Genomic DNA, 18,153 nt, shown 5'->3' on the forward strand with positions numbered 1-18,153 from the left:
CGGGAGTCACCGCGCTGTCCTCCGCGGTGTCCGTGCGCGCGTTTGCGCCTTGCGTGCGGCCGCCCGACGGCGTCCCGCGTCTCCGGTCGTGGTGGGGCCCTCCCCGCCGTCGGCGAGGTGCCGGGCCAGGCCGCGGACGGTGGGGTGCGCGAACAGGTCCACCACGGGCACCTGCCTCCCCAACCGCTCCCCCAGCCGGGCCTGCACCCGCAGCAAGAGCAGCGAGTGCCCCCCGACCTCGAAGAAGTTGTCCTCGGCGCCCACTTGGGCGACGGCCAGGACCTCGGCCCACACGGCGGCGACGAGCCGTTCCATCTCGCCGTGGAGGGGGGCCCGCGCGGTGGCGCCGCCCGCCGGGGCGGGAGGGGGCAGGGCCCGCCGGTCGGTCTTGCCGCGCTCGCCGCGCGGCAGGGCGTCCATCAGGACGAGCGCCGCGGGCACCATGTACTCCGGCAGCCTGCGCGCGAGGTGCTCGCGCAGCTCGTCCGCCGTGGCCGTACCGCCGAGCGCGGCGTACCCGACCAGGACGGGCTTGCCGGGCACGTCCTCGCGCAGGACCACGGCCGCGTCCTTGACCTTCGGGTGTGCGCTCATGGCGGCCTCGATCTCGCCGAGTTCGATCCGGAAGCCGCGGAGTTTGACCTGGTGGTCGGTGCGGCCGAGGAAATCGAGCGTGCCGTCGGCGGCCGCCCGGACCCGGTCGCCGGTGGCGTACATGCGTTCGCCGGGCGGCCCCCAGGGGTCGGGCAGGAACACCGAGGCCGTCCGCCCGGGGTCCGCGAGATAGCCCTGGGAGACCCCGGGGCCGGCGAGGTAGAGGTCGCCGTGGACGCCGGGGGGGACCGGCCGCAGTCGCTCGTCGAGCACGTACGCGCGCACACCGGGCAGTGGTCTGCCGATCGGGACGGTCGTCCCGCCGCCCGGGGCGCCGGGGGCCGGCTCGTGCAGGGTGGCCGTGATGGTGGTCTCCGTGGGCCCGTACGCGTTGAGCCAGCGCACCGCGGCGGGCGTCGCGGCCTGCCACTCGGCGAGCCGGCGGGCGTCGACCCGCTCGCTGCCGACGACGACGAGCCGCAGGGAGGGGCAGTCCGCCACCGGGTGCCGGTCGAGTACCGCGACCCATTCGTGCCAGTAGGAGGCGGGCAGGTTGAGCACGGTCAGCCGCTCCCGCCTGGCCAGCGTGGTCAGTTCCGCCATCCCCGGTACCGGCCCGGCCGGGAGCATCACGACGTGCCCGCCCCTGATCAGGGTGGCGAACAGTTCCTCGGCCGCGACGTCGAAGCCGAGGGACGCGAACTGCAGGACCCGGTCGTCGGGGTGGAGGCCGTAGCGGTCGGCGACGGCCCGCAGCGTGTGGGCCAGGTTGGCCTGGCTGACGCACACCCCCTTGGGAGTGCCGGTGGTCCCCGAGGTGTAGAGGACGTAGGCGGTCGCGGCCGCGGGGACCGCGTGGGTTCCGGTGTCCTCGGTGGGCTGCCCGGTCCCCGCGGCCGGACCGCCGTCGCCGAGGGCTTCCTCGACGGTGACGAACGGGAAACCGCCGCTCGCGCGGCCGGCGCTCGCGGCGCACCCCAGGACCAGGACCGCCCCCGAGTCGGCGACGACCCGGTCGAGGCGTTCGCGCGGGGCGCCGGCGTCGACGGGGACGTAGGCGGCGCCGGCCTTCATGACGCCGATCAGTGCCACCGGCCAGTCGGGGGACCGTTCCACGCACACCACCACGCGGCTGCCGGGACGCACCCCGCGGGCCCGCAGATACCGGTGGAGCCGCTCCGACCGGGCGGCGAGTTCGGCATGGGTCAGCGAGCGGCCGTCCTGGCTGACGGCGGTCCGCCCGCCCCAGCGCTGCGATGCCTCGGCCAGCAACCCGAGCAGCGTGGCCGAAGGCTCGGCGGGCTCGCTCCGAGGGCCCCCGACGAGTGCGTCCAGCTCGGCCCCGTCGAGCATCGACAGCTCGTGCAGCGGGGCTTCGGGCGTGGCGAGGGCGGATTCCAACAGAGCCGTGAAGTGCCCCGCGAACCGCTCCACGGTCGCCCTGTCGAAGAGGTCGACGTCGTATTCGACGAGGCCGCGCAGGGCCCCCGTCTCCAGCGAGGACTCCTCCCAGACCAGGGTGAGGTCGAACTTCGCGACCGGGGCGACGGACTCGTGGACCGCCATGGCCAGCCCGGGCGCGAGGGCGACCTCCCCGGGCACCTTCTGCATCGCCATCATCACCTGGAACAGGGGCGTGCGGCTCGGGTCCCGGGACGGCCGGACGGCCTCCACGACCTGCTCGAACGGCACGTCCTGGTGGTCGAAGGCACCGAGGGCGCCCTCCCGGACGGTGGCGAGGAACCCGGCGAACGTCTGTTCCTCCTCCCAGCGGGAGCGGAGCACCAGGGTGTTGACGAAGAACCCGATGAGGTCGTCGAGTTCCGGTCGCACCCGGCCCGACACCGGGGTGCCGACGCTCACGTCGCGCACCCCCGCGTACCGACCCAGCGCCAGCGAGAACACCGCGAGCAGGGTCATGAACCGGGTGGTGCCGAGGCGACCGCTCACCTCGCCGAGCCGGGCGGTCAGTTCGGCCGACAGACGCACGGGGATCGTGTCGCCGACGTGCCGGGGGACGGCCGGGCGGGGGCGGTCGGTGGGCAGGTCGAGGGCGGGCGGCGCCCCGGCCAGACGGTCGCGCCAGTAGGCGAGTTGTCCGGAGCGGGCCGGGCCGTCAAGGAGGGCGCGCTGCCAGACGGCGTAGTCCGGGTACTGCGCCGGGAGCGGCGGCAGCGGGTCCGGGCCGCCGTCGGCCGCGGTCCGGTACAGGGCGGTGAGGTCGCGCAGGAGCACACCGACCGACCAGCCGTCGCAGACGGCGTGGTGCATCGTCACGAGGAGTACGGAGCGCCGCTCTTCCACGCGCAGCAGGCGGAAGCGGGCGAGCGGTCCGGCGGTGAGGTCGAAGGGGAGCGCGGCCTCCTCCCGGGCGCGGTCGTCGGCCGCCGCGGTGCGCTCGGCCTCGGGCAGGTGGCCGAGGTCCTCGGTGGCCCACGCGACGTCCCCCGCCGGGTCGACCACCTGTACGGGGTCGCCGCCGGGTGTGGCCTCCAGGCGGGTGCGCAGCGAGGCGTGGCGCCGTACCAGGGCGCGCAGCGCGCGGCGCAGGGCGGCCGGGTCGAGGTCGCCGGTGAGGGTGAGGACGAGGGAGACGTTGTAGAGCGGGCCGCCGGAGGCGAGCCGGTCCAGGAACCACAGCCGTCGCTGGGCGAAGGAGAGCGGCTGGGGAGCGGGGCCGGCGGGGGAAAGGGGCGGGATCGCGGCGGCTGAGCGGGCCGCGGCGGCGCGACGCGCGAAGCCGGACACGGTGGGCGCCTCGAAGACGTCCCGCAGGCCGAGTTCGGTGCCGAGTCCGGCGGCGACACGGCCGACGGCCTGGGCCGCCAGCAGGGAGTTGCCGCCGAGCGCGAAGAAGTCGTCGTCGGCCGAGACCTCCGTCAGTCCCAGGAGTTCCGACCAGACGCGGGCCACCAGCTTCTCGGTCGCGCCGCGGGGCGGGACCAGGGTCGCGGAGCGGACGCGGTCCCGTTCGACCGGTTCGGGGAGTGCCGCGAGGTCGGCCTTGCCGTTGGGCGTCACGGGCAGCTCGTCGAGCAGCACGAACCAGGTGGGGACCATGGCCGCGGGAAGCCGGTCCGCTACGAAGGACCGCAGGGCACGCGGCTCGGGCCGCTCCTGTCCCGTGGTGACGAGGTAGGCGGCGAGCGCGCGCCGGTCGCCGTCGCCCTTGAGGACGACGACCGCCTCCCGTACGCCGGTGTGGCCGCGGAGCACGTTCGCGATCTCGTCGGGCTCGATGCGGACACCGCGGATCTTCACCTGGGAGTCGGCTCGGCCGAGGTACTCAAGGGTGCCGTCGGCTCGCCAGCGGGCGATGTCCCCGGTGCGGTAGAGGCGTTCGCCGGTGTTGAACGGGCTCGGTGTGAACCGCTCCGCGGTCAGGCCGGGGCGGCCCACGTAGCCGCGGGCCAGGCCGGGGCCTCCGATGTGCAGTTCGCCGGGCATCGCGACGCCGGCGTGTTCACCACGGCGGTCGAGGACGTACAACTCGGTGCCGGTGATCGGCCGGCCGATCGGGATCCGGTCCTCCGCGGCCGGGGTGCCGACGTCGTGGCGGCTCGCGATGGTGGTGCCCTCGGTGGGGCCGTAGGCGTTGACCAGTCGAACGCCGGGGGCGGCGTGGCGTACGGCGCGCACCCGCCGCCCGTCCGCGGCCTCACCGCCGAAGAAGAGCGTGCGCAGGGGCGCGAACAGGGCCGGGTCGGTGTCGGCGCACTTGTGGAAGACGGCCGTGGTGAGCAGCATCGAGGTGATGCCGTCGGCCTCGATTCGCCGGCGCAGGGCGGCGGGCGCCAGCACCTCGTGCTTGGGGACGCCCACCAGGCGGGCGCCGTTCAGCAGGGTTCCCCAGATCTCGAAGGTGGCCGCGTCGAACGAGGTGTTGGCGACCTGGCCCACCACGTCGGAGGGACCCCAGCCGAGGTAGTCGGTGTCGCGGACCAGGCGCACGATCCCGCGGTGGGTGATGGCGACGCCCTTGGGACGGCCGGTCGAGCCCGAGGTGTAGAGCACGCACGCCTGCTGGTCGGGATGCGCCGGCACGCGCGGGACGGGCGGGACGGACCGCGCCTCCAACTCGTCGATCCGCACCACCGGGGCCTCGCCCGCGAAGGAGACGTCCCGGTCGGCGATCACCAGACGGGTCCGGCTGTCCCGCACCATGTAGGCCAGCCGCGCGTCGGGGTGGCCCGGGTCGAGCGGGACGTACGCCGCGCCGGCCATCAGCACCGCGAGCATCGCGACGACCAGCGCCGCCGAGGGCTCGACGGCGAGTCCGACGGTGTTCTCGGCGCGCACCCCGCGTTCGTGGAGGGCGTCCGCCATCCGCTCCGCGCGGGTCCGGAGCTCTCCGTAGGTCACGGTGCCGTCGGCGAAGACCAGGGCGACGGCGTCCGGATCGGTTCCGGGGCGGTCGAGGAGGGCCTCGACCACGCCGAGGTGGGTCGTGCGGCCCGGCGCGGTGCCCCAGGCGGTGAGCAGGGCCAGTTCTTCGGCGGTGGTGTGCCGCAGCGCGTGGAGTGGCGAGCCGGGGGCGGCCAGCGCGTTGTCCAGCAGGGTCGTGAAGTGTTCGGCGAATCGTTCGACGGTCGCCCGGTCGAACAGGCCGGGGTCGTGGGCGAGCACGCCGGACCGGGAGCCGTCGGGGGACGGGGCGTCCCACAGCAGTGCGAGATCGGCGGGCGGGGCGGGGCAGGCGGCCCGGGGGCCGGTCACCGTCGGGTAGGCCGGTGTCCGCGTCGGGGCGTCCCGCTCGTGCCGGTCCGGGGCGGCCTGCGCCAGGGCCTCGCGGACCACCGCGAGGAAATCCGTGAACGGGAGGGACTCGTCGGCGTGCGCGCGCAGGGGCAGGACGGTACCGGGGGCAGCCGGGGCCGGGACGCCGACGACGACCTCCGCGGCGCCCGTGCAACGGGCGACGAGCAGCGCGAAGACGGTGGTGAGCACGGTGAGCCGGTCGGTCCCGAGACCGTCCGCGACGCGCCGCAGACGTTCCTCGACCGGACGGCCGAGAAGGAGCGCGACCGAGTCCTGTGGTGCGCGGCGTCGGGTGGGCCGCCGGCGATCGGTGGGGAGCCCGGGTGCGGAGGGCTCCTCGGGGAGCCGGTCCCGCAGTGATGCGTTGGCCGCCACGTGAGGTTTCTCCTTCGATGGGCATGGCTCGCCGGGGACGGGAACCGGTGGTCCGGTTCCGTCCCGCGGCGGGCGGGGCTTGCCTGGTGCTGTGGCCGGGAGGGTGTGTCCCGGTGTCCGGTGCGCCGCGTCGCGGGGCGCGGCTCGCACGGGCCATACGTGCGTGGCCCGAGACCTCGGCGGGCGGGGGCGCGGTCCCGTCGACCGGACGGGACGTGCCGAGCGGACCTAGCCGACGGGGTTCGGCTCCGCCGCTGATTCCGCCGGGTGCTCCAACTCGCGCATCCGGCGCACGGGGGAGACCAGCACGATCAGCGAGGGGACGAAGAGGCCGATCGCCGAGAGCACGATCGTTTCGCGCAGTCCCAGGGTGGTGGCCAGGGCGCCGCCCATGAGGGAGCCGAGGGCGAGGGTGCCCCAGGAGATCGAGCGCACGGTCGCGTTCACGCGGCCCTGCAGGTGTTCGGGGGTGATCGCCTGGCGGAAGCTGATGACGGTGACGTCCCACACCGGGATGCCGAAGAAACCGATGAAGGTCGCGACGCCGGCCAGCACGGCGGCGCCGAGGGAGTTACCGTCCACGGTGGATAGGAGGAGGAAACCGAAGGCGGGCAGGGCCACGGCGCCGATGAGGGTGGGGCCGACGCCGAGCCGGGCGGTGAGCCGCTCGGACAGCAGGGCGCCCAGGAGTCCGCCGACGCTGCCGACGGCGACGATCAGGCCGACGGCCGCCGAGCTGAGTCCCGCCTCACGGACGAGGTAGAGGAAGTAGACGGCCATGACCGAGCTGAAGAACAGGCTGAGGAAGAAGACCGCGATGGTGCACCAGCGGAGCAACGGGGTGCGGCCGACGAGGGAGAACCCCTCGCGCAGCGAGGCCCAGACCGACTTCTTCCCCTCGGCGTCCGGGTCGGCCGGGGGGGCGGTGTCCGCGGGCATCCGGGTGAGGGCGAGCGCGGACACGAGGTAGCTCACGGCGTCCACGGCGATGACGGCGGGGGCGCTCAGGATCCCGATGAGGCCGCCCGCGATGCCGGGGCCCGCGACTTCGGCCGTCGAGGCGGATGCCTGCAGCTTGCCGTTGGCCTCCATCAGCCGGTCACGGCCGACGAGCCCCGGCAGGTAGGACATGTAGGAGATCTCGAAGAAGACGGTCATGGTGCCCACCACGAACGTCACGACGAGCAGTTGCGGGACCGTCAGCGAGTCCAGGGCGTAGGCCGCGGGTATCCAGGCCAGTGCGGCGAAGCGGATCAGGTTCGCGGCGATCAGGATGGGCCGCCGGGCCCGCCTGTCGACGAGGACACCGACGAACAGTCCGAACAGCAGGAACGGCAACGATTCGAGCGCGCCCAGCAGACCGGCCTCCATCGGGGTCGCGTGGAGTACGACGACCGCGGTGAGGGGCAGTGCCACGTAGGTGATCTGGGTCCCCAGGAAGGAGACCGACTGACTCGCCCAGAAGAGGGCGAAGCCCCGGTTTCTGAAGACGGATCCGGGCGAACGGGTTGCCTCCACGGCAAACCTCCAGATTCGGCGGGAGGGGACGACTGCGCCGGCCGGTCGGCCGGCGGTCGGGCGTGAACGAGCGCGCGGCCCGAGGCGTGGCGTGTGCCGGGTTTCGTTCAGCCCAGGGAGGCGACCAGGCTCAGCGGTCTCATGTCCGTCCAGTGCGCGTCGACGTAGGCGACGCAGTCGGGACGGTCGGCAGGGCCGTGCACGACGGTCCAGCCGGCGGGAACCCGGGCGAACGCGGGCCAGAGCGCGTGTTGGCCCTCGTCGTTCACCACCACGAGGCAGCGGTCCTGGGGACCTTCGGACGGATCCGTCATCGGGTCGTCTCCTGCGTCATCGGGTTTCTCCTCGGGTCGACCGGAAGCGAGAGCCGCACGGTGCGTGCCGGAATCGGCGTCGCGGGCCGCGCTGATGACAGCACCTTTCCATGATGGACAGAAGTTTGGCAATACCTTGCCAACATCGTGCCTGCCGGTTAGCGTGACGCCTTGTCCGGCTCGGACAACACTCCGGCAACGCGGTGTCGATCGCCCCTCATCCACCTGCTCCGTCAGCGGGCAAAGGCGCGCCCGGCACCCGGCCGTTCAATGACTCGACGCTTTATGGGGGAACTCCGACATGCGATGTACACGCCGAATCGCGGCCGTTCTGGGTCTGCTCGCCGCCGCCTTCGCCATCGGCCAGATCTCGGACGCCTCTCTCACCTCGGCGCCCGCCCACACGGTCTCGCTGGCGAGTCCGGCGAGCCCGGTGATCGACTGGCCGTGACACTGGCCGTCATCCGCTCTCGCGGTTGGTGACCGGGCACCGCCAGGCTGCCGCACCCCATTTTGTCAAAAATTGACAAGCGTTTCGGTGGTACGCAGACTGTCAGTGGCTCAAGGCGTAACGGTGGGGGAAGGTGCGCGGAACAGCGCCTTCCCCCATTCCGCATCCATCCGCAAGGGAAGGTTTCAGAGGTGGCCGATCAGTCCCAGTTCGGCAGGCGGCTGCGCGCTCTCCGGCGGGAACGGGGACTCTCCCAGGCGCAGTTGGCCGACGGCACCATCTCCCCCGGCTACCTTTCCCGTCTGGAGTCCGGCACCCGCCCGCCCACGCCGAAGGTCGCCGCCTACCTCGCCGAACGGCTCGGCGTGTCCGTGTCGGCCTTCGACGTGCCCGCCGCCGCGGCCCAGGCGCCCGTCGAGGACCTGGTCAAGGCGATCACCGCCGAGTGCGGAACCGACCCCGTCGCCGAACTGCTCGGCCGCGCCGTGGAGCATCCGGCCGGTCTGCCGCTCCCGCTGCGCTGGCTGGCACTGTGGTCCCGGGCCGGCATCCGGTCCGAGGACGCCTCCGACGAGCAGCTCCTGACCGCGGGTCAGGAGCTGTTGCGCACGGCGGAGGAGAGCGGGATCCCGGAACTGCGGGCCCGCTCCCTCGTCTCCCTCTCCCGCCTCCACCGCTCGCTCGGCGACATCAAGACGGCCCACGACTTCGCGGCCGAGGCCTATGCCGTCGCGGTCGACCGGGAGCTGCCCAAGGCCGACGCCGTGCGCGCCCTCATGGTCCTGATCTCCACGGAGGCCGAGTCGAGCAGGCTGCACGAGGCCCTCAAGCACGTGGCGGACCTGGAGTTGCTCTCAGGCGGCACCCCGCGGAACATGCGGGTCGAAGCGCTGTGGACCGCGGCCGGCGTGTACGTCCGGCACGGCAACCACCCGGCCGCCGAGGCCCGGTTGCTGGAGGCCATGGAGCTGAACGGCAGCCGGGACGACCTGTGGCTGTGGATGCGGCTGCGCTTCGCCGCCGCCTCGCTCTACCTGCAAATGCACCCCTGCCGGCTCGCCGAGGCCCGCCGCACCCTGGAGGAGGTCGAGCCGGCCCTCGCCCTGGTCGGCACCGACACGCAGTACCTGGAGTTCCGTACGATCATGGCCCACACGCATTTCCAGGCCGGTGAGATCGACGAGGCCCGCGAGCTGTGCGAGAAGATCGGTCGCGAGGCACTGAAACTCGAATACCGGGACCGGGTCCGGTTCCAGGTGCTGCTGCACCTGATCGAGATCAGGTCGGGACAGCTCACCACGGGAGTGCGCGCCATCGAGGCACTGGCGCGTGAGGCGCACGAGACGGCGAACATGGACCTGGCAGCGGAGATCTGGAAGAACCTCGCGGAGACCCTCGCCTCCGCGCGCTCGTCGTAACGTCGGTGACGCGGCCCGGCGGGAGAGGGCCGGCGGTGCACCCCGCGAGTCTCCCGCGACGACGGCATCGGGACCCGGCTCGCGCCGGGTCCCGATGCCGTCGTCGCACGCGGACGCCGCTCACCCCGCCGCCCTGCGCGGCGCGAGCAGCACCGCGCAGGCGACCAGCGCCAAGGCGGCGAAACCGAAGCAGGCCCACAGGCTGTAGGGGCCCGACCAGAAGTCGCCCGGCGCGGTGCTCCGGATGCCGGTCACCACCGCCACGCCGAGCGCGCCGCCGGCCTGCTGACAGGTGACCAGGGCTCCCGACGCGGTGCCCTGGTTCTCCGCGGAGGCAGCCGCGCCGGCCAGCAGGACCGCCGCCGGGTAGGCCACGGCTATGCCCGCCCCGACCAGGAGCGCGGCGGGCAGCAGGTGCGTGGCGTAGGAGCCGGACGGCACCGTCGTGTACACCAACTGCCCCGCCGTGATCACCGCGAGCCCGCGGAGCAGCAGCGACGTCGGCGGCCTGCGGTCCGCCAGCCGGGCCGCGCGCGTGGACAGGAGGCCCACGGCGATGCCCTGGGGCAGGAAGGCCAGGCCGGCCGCGAGCGCCGAGTACCCTTGCCTGCCCTGCAGATCGGTCGCCACGAGGAACATCGCGCCCGTGATCGCGGCGAACGCCCCGCCGAGCGCGACGCAGGCCGCGGCCATGCGGCGGTCGGCCAGCAGGGCGAGCGGCAGCAGCGGCGAGGCGGCCCGCCGCTGCACCGCGAAGAACATCAGGAGGCCGAGCAGCCCGGCGCCCGCGACTGCGAGGACCTCGGCGGTGGAGCCCGAGCCGACCCGCCCGACTCCCTGGACGAGGGCCGCCAGGCCGCCGGTGACCAGCAGTGCGGAGCCGTAGGGCAGAGGACGGCGGGCAGCGCCCGCTGTGGTGTCCGGGGGCCCGAGGACACGGCTGCCGAGGACGATGACCAGGATGGTCATCGGGACGTAGAGGACGAAGCCGCCGCGCCAGCCGAAGCCCTCCGTGAGCAGGCCCCCGGTGACCACGCCGAGGGAGAAGCCCGCCGCTCCCATCGCGCTGAAGACGCCGAGCGCACGATTGCGCGGGGCACCCTCGGGGAAACTCGCGACGATCAGGGACACCGCCGCCGGCGCGGTGATCGCGGCGCCGGCGCCCTGGACGGCCCGGGCGGCGACGAGGGAGAGCGCGCCCTGGGCGAGGGCCGCCCCGAGGGCGCCGGCGCCGAAGACCGCCACGCCGGCCAGGAACACCCGCCGCGCTCCCCACCGGTCCGCGCAGGTGCCGCCCGCCAGGAGCAGGCCCGCGTACGCCACCAGGAACGCCCCGGCGACGAGCTGCAGTTGGTCGGGGCGCAGCGCGAGCCCGGTACGGATCGCGGCGAGTTGCACGTTGATGCCGGACAGGCTCATGCCCTCGAAGAGCACGGCCGCGCACAGCACCAGCAGGGCCGTCCAGGCACGCCGGTCGAACAGGAAGGTACCGGTGGCCGCCGGGGAGGTCGTGGTCATACGCGTTCCTTGAGTGGGGGATGCGACGGTTCGCCGCCGGGGCAGGGGCCCGCGCCGGCCGGGGCGGGCCGGGCGAGGAGGTAGGCCGCCCGGAGGTCGTCACCGTCGTACCGGTGGCGGGCCAGGGCGCGCAGGACGTCGTCGGCGTTCACGGCCACGGTGTGTTCCAGCGCGCGGAACAGGGGGACGTCCGACACCGAGTCCCCGTACGCGACGCAGGCGTCACGGCTCAGGCCGAGCCGTGACCGGAGGCGTTCGACGGCGACGACCTTGTCCGCGGGGGTGAGGATCGCGGCGGGGTCGGGCGCGGTGCGCAGCGGGAGCGGGGGGAAGACGGAGGCCACCACCTCGTGGACACCGAGCGCCGTCAGCCGGCCGGCGAAGAAGTCCGGGGACATGGTCACGGCGACCGCGTACTCACCGCGCCGCCGGATGTCCGCCAGGACCTCCGGCAGCCCCCCGATCCACGGTGCCGCGGCGAACGCCGCCGCCACGGCACCGGGGGTCAGGCCCGCCCAGAGTCGGCACACCGCGGCGGCGAAGCCGCGCGTGTCGAGGGTTCCGGCGGCGAACTCCGCCTCCAGGCGGCGAAGTTCGGGCAGGCAGTCGAGCCGACGGGCGATCTCCAGGCTCGCGGTGCTACCCCGCAGCAGCGTGCCGTCCATATCGAAGACGTGCAGCCGGCTCACGGGACCGCGGGGTGATCGCGCACGGCGCCGTCCGACGGGTAGACGGTCCACCCGGCGGGGACGGGCTCGCCCCGCCAGGCGGCGAGCAGGGCCGCGCTGGCGGGGAAGAGCGGAGCGGGCAGGTCGTCGGGCGCCGCCCACACCCACCGGTCGAAGACCTCGGGCTCCGACGTCGTGGGCGCGGCGGCGGACGGGTCCACCCGGGCCAGCACGCCGGCGGTCACGTGCGTGCGCCCGCCGCCGGTGTGCAGCGCGACCGTGAAGACCCGCGCCTCCCGCACGTCGCCGAGGCCGCACTCCTCCGCCGTCTCGCGTACCGCGGCCTCCTCGAAGGTCTCCCCGGCCTCCACCGAACCGCCGGGCAGGCACCAGGAGGGGGTCTCCCCCGACTTGATCCGGTGACCGATCAGCACGGCCCCGTCGGCCCGTACCACCAACGCGCCGACGCCGACGACGGGTCGGGGGCGCTCCCTGGAAGCCGCGCTCATCGTGCGCCGTCCAGCTCGCGCAGCACGGAGGCAGCGGCGTAGTGACCGCTGATCATCGCCGCGACGATGCCGCGGAAGAGACCGCACGCGTCGCCGGCGACCCACGCGGGGGCGTCCGAAAGCCGCAGGTCGCCATCGACCTCGGGGTACCACCCCACGCCCTCCAGGGTGGGCCCGATCAGCTGCGTACCGCTGTCCTTGATGTCCGGGAAGGCGTCCGCGAGGCGGGTCAGCCCGCGCACCATGATCTCCCGCAGCTCCGGCCCGTAGACACGGTCGAAGGTGGCGACCGCCTCCGGCTCGCCGGCTACGAGCTCGGACATGAGGACGGTGAAGTGGGACGCCTCCTCCCCCATGGCGGCGAGCGCCGGAGCCGTGACCCGGCGCGCCACCTCCTCGTCCAGGACGCGGGTGTTGAAGCCGACGTTGGACCGCCCGGTCGGCGGGCAGTCGGAGCGTCCGGAGACCGTCCACAGGCCCTGCGTCTCGGTGAGGGCGGCCTCGCCGTCGCGGCAGGCGCAGAAGGTGCGCCACTCCACGCCGCCGTCCTCCTCGCAGAAGCGGAGCTTGGGGTCGAGCTGCTTCATGTCCCGGAAGAACGCCCGGTCGGCGGGTTGCTGGATGCGGAAGCCGACCTCCAGGCGGCGGAACGCGTGGGCCTCGGTCAGCGTGTTGAGGCCGAGCGGACCGAACCGGCCACTGGCCAGGAGCAGCCGGCGCGCGACGAGCTCCGACTCCTTCCCGTCGGTGTCGCGCACCACCAGCCGGAACTCGTCGGCGACGGGGTCGTAGGCGGTCTTGACGACTTCGGTGCCGGTGATGACGGTGGCGTGGTTGGCGTCGACCATGGCCTGCGTGAGTCGTAGGCGGGCCTCCAGCGAGAGGTAGTCGGAGGGGTAGTCCTTGAGTACCCACTCGCCGGAACCCACGGTGTAGGCCGTCGGGTCGGACGGGAACGGCGGGGTGTCCAGGCCGTAGGAGCCGAGGAGTTCGCAGGTCCAGTCGTACGCCGCACGGAGGTCGTCCGTACGGGGCAGCGTCCACAGCTCGCTGGCCGAGGGGAAGAAGGAGAACTTGCCGTCGGAGAAGAGGCCGGCGCCGCCGTGGCCGCGGGTCAGGTCCCGCGCCGCGTAGCGGTCCCGGTCCGTGACGGGCTTGCCGCCGTCGACGAGCGCGACGCTGTACGGGGTTCCGGCGAGGCGTTGGGCGGCGGCGAGTCCGGCCGGGCCGGCGCCGACGATGACGAGGTCGAAAGTGTTCACGATGCTCCAGACGGGACAGGGGGGACCGACCGCGGCCGGGCAGCGGGAAGCGCGCGGGCGCGGCAGTGCGTGCGGAGGGGTGTGGTGCGAAGGGACGCGGAAGCGGTCCGCGGGTTCGAATGGCGCCGCGGTGGGCCGCCCTTGATCAGTCGAGGAGTTCCTCGAGATCGGGCAGGCAGTCGCCGCAGCCGGTATTGGCGCCGGTGGCGAGGCGCAGCGCGGGGATGTCGCGGACGCCCGAGCACTTCGCCGCCAGGATCACGCTCTCGGGAACGTGGGCACACAGGCAGATCAGCGGGTCGTCCGCAGGACACAGTGTCATGACCGGTCCTCCGTGGCCTCTCGCAGCAGACCGAGCGCCCGGTCGAGCACGTCCGCCATGACGTCGAGGTCCTGCTCGTCGATGACCAGCGGGGGATGGATGTTGATCACGTCCGGGGCCATCCCGGTCGAGGCGACGATCAGCCCGGTGTGGGGGTCGGCCGTCAGGCACAGTTGCCGTAGGGCGGGTGCGTGGTCGCCGGTCAGCACCAGGCGCGCCGCGCCGCCGAAGGCCCGGAAGTCACGCACGAGATCCGGGTGGGCGGCCCGCAGCTTCCGCAGCCGTGCCGTCATCCGCTCGGCGAGCCGGTCCATGTCCCCGGCCGGGTCCGCCCAGCCGTCCCAGCGGTCCAGGACGGCGCGGGTGACTCCCAGGGCGTGCGGGATGCCGATGTAGGTCGAGGAATGGCTGCCCGGCCGGTACGTCGCCGGGTCGGCGAGCGGTTCACGGGCCCAGACGGCGCTCAGCGCCGCGGCGCCGTTGGTCAGGGCCTTGCTGGCGACCACGACGTCGGGGGTGACACCCGCCCGCTGGAATCCCCAGCGCGGGCCGGTCCGGTGCATACCGGTGAAGATCTCGTCGGCGATCACCACGGCGCCGTTTCGACGGGCGTGGTCCACGGCCGCGCGCAGCAGGGTGTGGTCGGGTTCGGCCATCCCGCCGACGTTCTGTACGGATTCGAAGACGAACGCGCTCACCTTGCGGGAGAAGCCGCTACCGCCGACGCCGGAGAGCTCCGAACCCCAGCGGGTGGCCGCCGCGACGCAGCCCGTCGTGCATCCCTCGGCGACGCGGGCCGCGGCGTGCGGGCAGCGTCCGCAGTCCGGGCTGGGCAGGCGCACCACCTCCAGGCCCCAGGCCGCGAGCAGTTCGCGGTAGCGAGGGCTGGAGCTGAGCATGCTCGTGACGCCGGACCTGCCGTGGAAGGCTCCTTCGAAGACCACGACGGTGCCGGGTCCGACGGCGCCGAACGCGATGCGCAGGGCCGTCTCCATGCCTTGGGCGCCGCCGAGGTCCAGTTCCACCCGGCCCGGGGCGCCGACGGCCTCGCCGAAGAGCCGTTCCAGCCGCTGGAGCACCTCCAGCCGCAAGTCGGACTCGCAGAACGACGGCAGTGCGGGCATGTCCTCGCAGTACGCGAGCGCGTCCCGGAGTATCCGCTTGTCATAGCCCCAGGCGACGGTGCCGTTGGCCGCCTCGGCGTCGAGGTGGCGTCGGCCGTCGGCCGCGTACAGGTAGCTGCCCTCGGCGCGGATGAAGCGCGGCACGTGGGCGGCCCGGTAGATGAGGTTGCCGGCGCCGGCGTAGGGGGGGACGGTGGCGGTCATACGGCCACCGCCCGCCGCGGCGCGTCGTGCGCCGTCCCGGTGCGCCAGGCGTCGGCCCGCGTCGTGGGAATGATGGGAAGAATCCCTTCCTCGTTGCAGTGGATCCAGCTGGTCAGCACGGTGAGTACGTCCCAGCGGGCGTCGGTGTCCGGGAGCGGGGCGGTGCGGAGCACGCGCAGCCACTCCTCGACGTGCGCGGGGTCGGGCAGGTCGCGGGCGCAGGCGCCCCACGGTCCGGCCAGCGCGGCCAACCGGGCCAGGCAGGCGGTGACATCCAGGTCGTGCGCCGGGATCTCGGCCTCCGCGGTGCGCAGCAGCTCGGTCACCGTCTCCCCGGCCGCGACCGGGTCGGCGGCCTCGGTGCCGAGGAGCGGACCCGCGCACCAGGACCAGCCGGTCTGGTACGAGAAGAGCTGCAACTCGCGCGCGACGTCGACGGGTTCGTCGGCGGTGTGGATGAAGTTCAGCAGTCCGTTGACCCGCCCGATCCGGGTTCGCAGGTCCGTGCTGCGCGCGGCAGAGGGTTCGGCGGAGCCCTTGGCGGCGGTCAGGCGCACGCTGGCCGGCACGTCGCGTGCCGCGTCGCGGTCTTCGAGCAGGACGAGGAGGGCGGGCCCGGAGGACAACAGCGGGTCCACCAGGGCGATCCGCTGGGCGGACGCGGCGTTGAACTGGTAGCGCCACAGTTCGCGCACGAGCAGCGGGTCGAAGCGCAGGGTGGTCGCGGCGACCGGGTGCCAGGCGAGCGACCTCAGGATGTCGAGGATCGCCTCACAGCGGCGTCCGGCCACGGCGTCGGGCTTCAGGACGACGAAGGTGTGTCGGTGGAGTGCGTCGGTGGCGATGACCGGGGCGAGGGCGGCGAGCGCCTCCCGCATGTAGGGGTCGTGGCGGTAGGCCTCTGCCTTCCGGGGATCCCGGGTCAGGGTGTCCAGGGCCCGGGGGCCGATGGCGGAGTGCGACACGGTCTCAGCTCCCCTCGCGTACGGGTGTCGTGTCGAGTACGGGTGTCGTGGTCAGCCGCATGCCACCCAAGGGCAGGGGGGTGCCGTCGGCGAGGACGACGCGGCTTCCGTCGGGGTGGGTGCCGGCGGCCAGCGCGAGCGATCCGGCGGCGAAGGCCCGCACGGTCCACTCCAGGCAGGGCCGGTCGCTGAGGCGCTTTTGGTCGAGCTCCTGGGCACGGGCGTCGACGCCCGGCCGGACGGGGACGGCAGGCCCCTGGCACAGGATGGCTCCGCCGTCGTGGGTGCCGTCGACGAGGAAGCAGGAGGTTCGGGTGGTGGGGTGACCGAGCCGCATGGCCGCGGCCACCGGGTCGTTGCCGATCAGCACCCGGCGGTGCTCGCGGTCGAGGACGGTGAGGTCGCCCGGGTGCTGGTTGATCATCCGGCCGTGGTGACGGGTGAGCAGGTTCCCCTCGATCCAGCGGTGGTAGGCGAGGACGACGAGGTCCAGCGCACCGTTGTCGCGTTCCCAGGCGGCCATCCGCGCGTCGAGCCCGTCGTGCCACAGCCGGGCCCGTTGCCGGTAGGCGGCACGGGCGTCGGAGGTGGTGGCCGCCGAGGCGGTTCCGCAGCGGGCGTCGAAGTCCCCCGGCCATGCCTCGATGCCGTGTTCCCGGGCGAGGGCGAGCGCCGGGGACCGGGTGCCGTGTGAGGCGACCAGGGCCACCCGGAAGCGGCCCGGCTCTCGGTGTTGCAGGTCGATCAGGGTGCTCAGGTTCGCGCCGGTGGCCGAGACGAGCATGCCGATCCGCAGCGGTCCGTCGTCGCCGACGCGACGCCTGAGGAGGGGGACGGCCCCGGCGGTCGGCATCAGGCGGCGTCCGCGACGGCGAGGGAGGCCCACTGGGCGTGGGTGGCCGCGAGCATGCCGTCGGGCACCTGGCTCGCGTCGAGGGGAGTGAGCCCGAAGGCGCGGTGGGCGGTCCCGGCGGCCAGGTCCCAGAGGCCGGCGCCCGTGAGGTCGTGGTCCATGGCGTTGCGCACCTGCCGGGCCAGGGGCTGCGAGCCGGCCGCGACGATGCCGCCGTCCTGGTACCACAGGCCGTTCTCCTCACCCTGGGTCAGGTCCTGGCCGCCCAGGCGCGCGGAGTCGCAGCGGTCGGTCATCATCATGGAGTTCTCAAGTCCCATGAGGTTGACCGCCCGGGAGGCGATGGCCAGGTCGACGTGCTCGCCGTCGAAGTTGATGCAGGCGGCGATCCGGCCAGAGGCGGCCTCCCGCATGATGGCCGCCGGCACAGGGCCGGCGATCTCGTCCATCGCGTCCAGGGTCCAGCCCGGCAGGTCGTACGAGGCGAGGGTCGCCTCACGGGCCTCGCGGGCCCTGGTGGTCCGGAACGCGTGCCGGATGTTGAGCGGCATGTCGTTGAAGAGGTGGTCGGTCACGACCCGCGCCCCGGCGCCGTTCCACTCGGCGTCCCAGGCGATGTCGACGATGTCCTTCACCAGGTGCGCGCTCAGGCGCGGGTCGGTTCGGGTGAAGTGGCCGAGCGCGGGCCGGACCCCGTGACCGAGCAGCATGGGGACGACCCAGTCGAACCCGGGGTGGCGGGCGTACGTCTGGCCGTGGAAGTCGGAGGCGGCCGAGAAGGCGTCCGGCGAGAGGACCATGTAGCACAGCCCGTACTCACCGAGACGGGCCAGCCGTTCCCATTCCGAGCGGGTCGGAGCCCAGACGGTGTCGGCCGGGGTGCCGCCGTGGCTGGAGAGCAACGGGCCCTCCAGCGCGACGCCGACGACGTGCGGGATGCGGCCGGCGCGCCGCATCGCGTCGTAGCGGCGCATGAACCTCTCGAACTCGCCGAGCCGGTGATGGTGCAGGTACAGCGTCGGGATGCTGAGGACCCCCTCCCTGGCGCAGATCTCCTCCAGGAGTTCGAGGTCCAACAGGGAGAACTCGGAGAAGTCCACGCCGGCAAAGCCATGGCAGTGGACCTCCACCGGGAGCAGCGGGGTGTGGGTCTGCTCGGCGGGGCCAGACGGGTTCGCCATCGATCATCCCTCTTCGTGTTCTTCTACGGAGTTGTCAAGAAACCTTTGACAAGAGTTGCCTGAGTGGAGGACTGGGCTGACAATACCATCGCCTCACACGCAGGCAAGGGCGTGCCCAA

14 protein-coding genes are annotated in these 18,153 nt (G+C 73.5%); 2 read left to right on the top strand and 12 right to left on the bottom strand.

Features of this window, described 5'->3' with window-relative positions; all coding sequences use genetic code 11:
- Positions 1-6: 6 nt before the first annotated feature.
- The 3 genes from E6R62_RS22620 to E6R62_RS22630 all read right to left on the bottom strand — a co-directional run bounded on the left by E6R62_RS22620 (position 7) and on the right by E6R62_RS22630 (position 7,559).
- Complete coding sequence (locus E6R62_RS22620) at positions 7-5,727, bottom strand: non-ribosomal peptide synthetase (RefSeq protein WP_168714144.1); 5,721 nt, start codon at positions 5,725-5,727, stop codon at positions 7-9.
- Positions 5,728-5,955: 228 nt separating this feature from the next.
- A complete protein-coding gene (locus E6R62_RS22625; protein WP_240801822.1) occupies positions 5,956-7,245 on the bottom strand; it encodes an MFS transporter in 1,290 nt (429 codons plus the stop codon).
- Positions 7,246-7,352: 107 nt separating this feature from the next.
- On the bottom strand, positions 7,353-7,559 hold the full coding sequence (locus E6R62_RS22630) for an MbtH family protein (RefSeq protein ID WP_136215335.1): 207 nt from the start codon (positions 7,557-7,559) through the stop codon (positions 7,353-7,355).
- A gap of 301 nt (positions 7,560-7,860) precedes the next feature.
- On the opposite strand from E6R62_RS22630, the gene E6R62_RS39700 reads away from it, so the two are divergent.
- Both E6R62_RS39700 and E6R62_RS22635 read left to right on the top strand, forming a co-directional pair.
- Positions 7,861-8,010 (top strand): hypothetical protein, encoded by a 150-nt coding sequence (locus tag E6R62_RS39700; RefSeq protein ID WP_168714145.1) that lies wholly within the window; start codon positions 7,861-7,863, stop codon positions 8,008-8,010.
- Between the two features lie 191 nt (positions 8,011-8,201).
- Positions 8,202-9,428, top strand: coding sequence for a helix-turn-helix transcriptional regulator (locus E6R62_RS22635; protein ID WP_136215336.1), 1,227 nt, complete (start codon positions 8,202-8,204; stop codon positions 9,426-9,428).
- A 120-nt stretch (positions 9,429-9,548) separates the two neighbouring features.
- Here the strand turns inward: E6R62_RS22635 and E6R62_RS22640 are convergent, their stop codons facing one another.
- From E6R62_RS22640 to E6R62_RS22680, 9 genes are all read right to left on the bottom strand, one after another.
- A complete protein-coding gene (locus E6R62_RS22640; protein WP_136215337.1) occupies positions 9,549-10,946 on the bottom strand; it encodes an MFS transporter in 1,398 nt (465 codons plus the stop codon).
- A complete protein-coding gene (locus tag E6R62_RS22645; protein WP_136215338.1) occupies positions 10,943-11,635 on the bottom strand; it encodes an HAD family phosphatase in 693 nt (230 codons plus the stop codon). The genes E6R62_RS22640 and E6R62_RS22645 overlap by 4 nt, the downstream gene beginning before the upstream one ends.
- Entirely contained in the window at positions 11,632-12,123 is a 492-nt protein-coding gene (locus E6R62_RS22650; protein ID WP_136215339.1) for an NUDIX hydrolase, read from the bottom strand. The genes E6R62_RS22645 and E6R62_RS22650 overlap by 4 nt, the downstream gene beginning before the upstream one ends.
- On the bottom strand, positions 12,120-13,385 hold the full coding sequence (locus tag E6R62_RS22655) for an FAD-dependent oxidoreductase (protein WP_168714146.1): 1,266 nt from the start codon (positions 13,383-13,385) through the stop codon (positions 12,120-12,122). Before E6R62_RS22655 ends, E6R62_RS22650 begins: the two co-directional genes overlap by 4 nt.
- Before the next feature lie 145 nt (positions 13,386-13,530).
- Entirely contained in the window at positions 13,531-13,707 is a 177-nt protein-coding gene (locus E6R62_RS22660; RefSeq protein WP_206308810.1) for a (2Fe-2S)-binding protein, read from the bottom strand.
- The gene (locus tag E6R62_RS22665) at positions 13,704-15,035 is read right to left on the bottom strand and encodes an aminotransferase class III-fold pyridoxal phosphate-dependent enzyme (protein ID WP_136215341.1); all 1,332 of its coding nucleotides are present in this window, start codon (positions 15,033-15,035) and stop codon (positions 13,704-13,706) included. The genes E6R62_RS22660 and E6R62_RS22665 overlap by 4 nt, the downstream gene beginning before the upstream one ends.
- A complete protein-coding gene (locus E6R62_RS22670; protein WP_136215342.1) occupies positions 15,032-16,000 on the bottom strand; it encodes a nucleoside-diphosphate kinase in 969 nt (322 codons plus the stop codon). The genes E6R62_RS22665 and E6R62_RS22670 overlap by 4 nt, the downstream gene beginning before the upstream one ends.
- Positions 16,001-16,004: 4 nt before the next feature.
- Positions 16,005-16,853, bottom strand: a complete 849-nt coding sequence (locus E6R62_RS22675) for a methionyl-tRNA formyltransferase (protein WP_136215343.1) — start codon at positions 16,851-16,853, stop codon at positions 16,005-16,007.
- A complete protein-coding gene (locus E6R62_RS22680) occupies positions 16,853-18,034 on the bottom strand; it encodes a hypothetical protein (protein ID WP_206308811.1) in 1,182 nt (393 codons plus the stop codon). Before E6R62_RS22680 ends, E6R62_RS22675 begins: the two co-directional genes overlap by 1 nt.
- Between the last annotated feature and the right edge of the window lie 119 nt (positions 18,035-18,153).

The organism is Streptomyces sp. A1136, assembly GCF_004795055.1.
GTDB lineage: Bacteria > Actinomycetota > Actinomycetes > Streptomycetales > Streptomycetaceae > Streptomyces.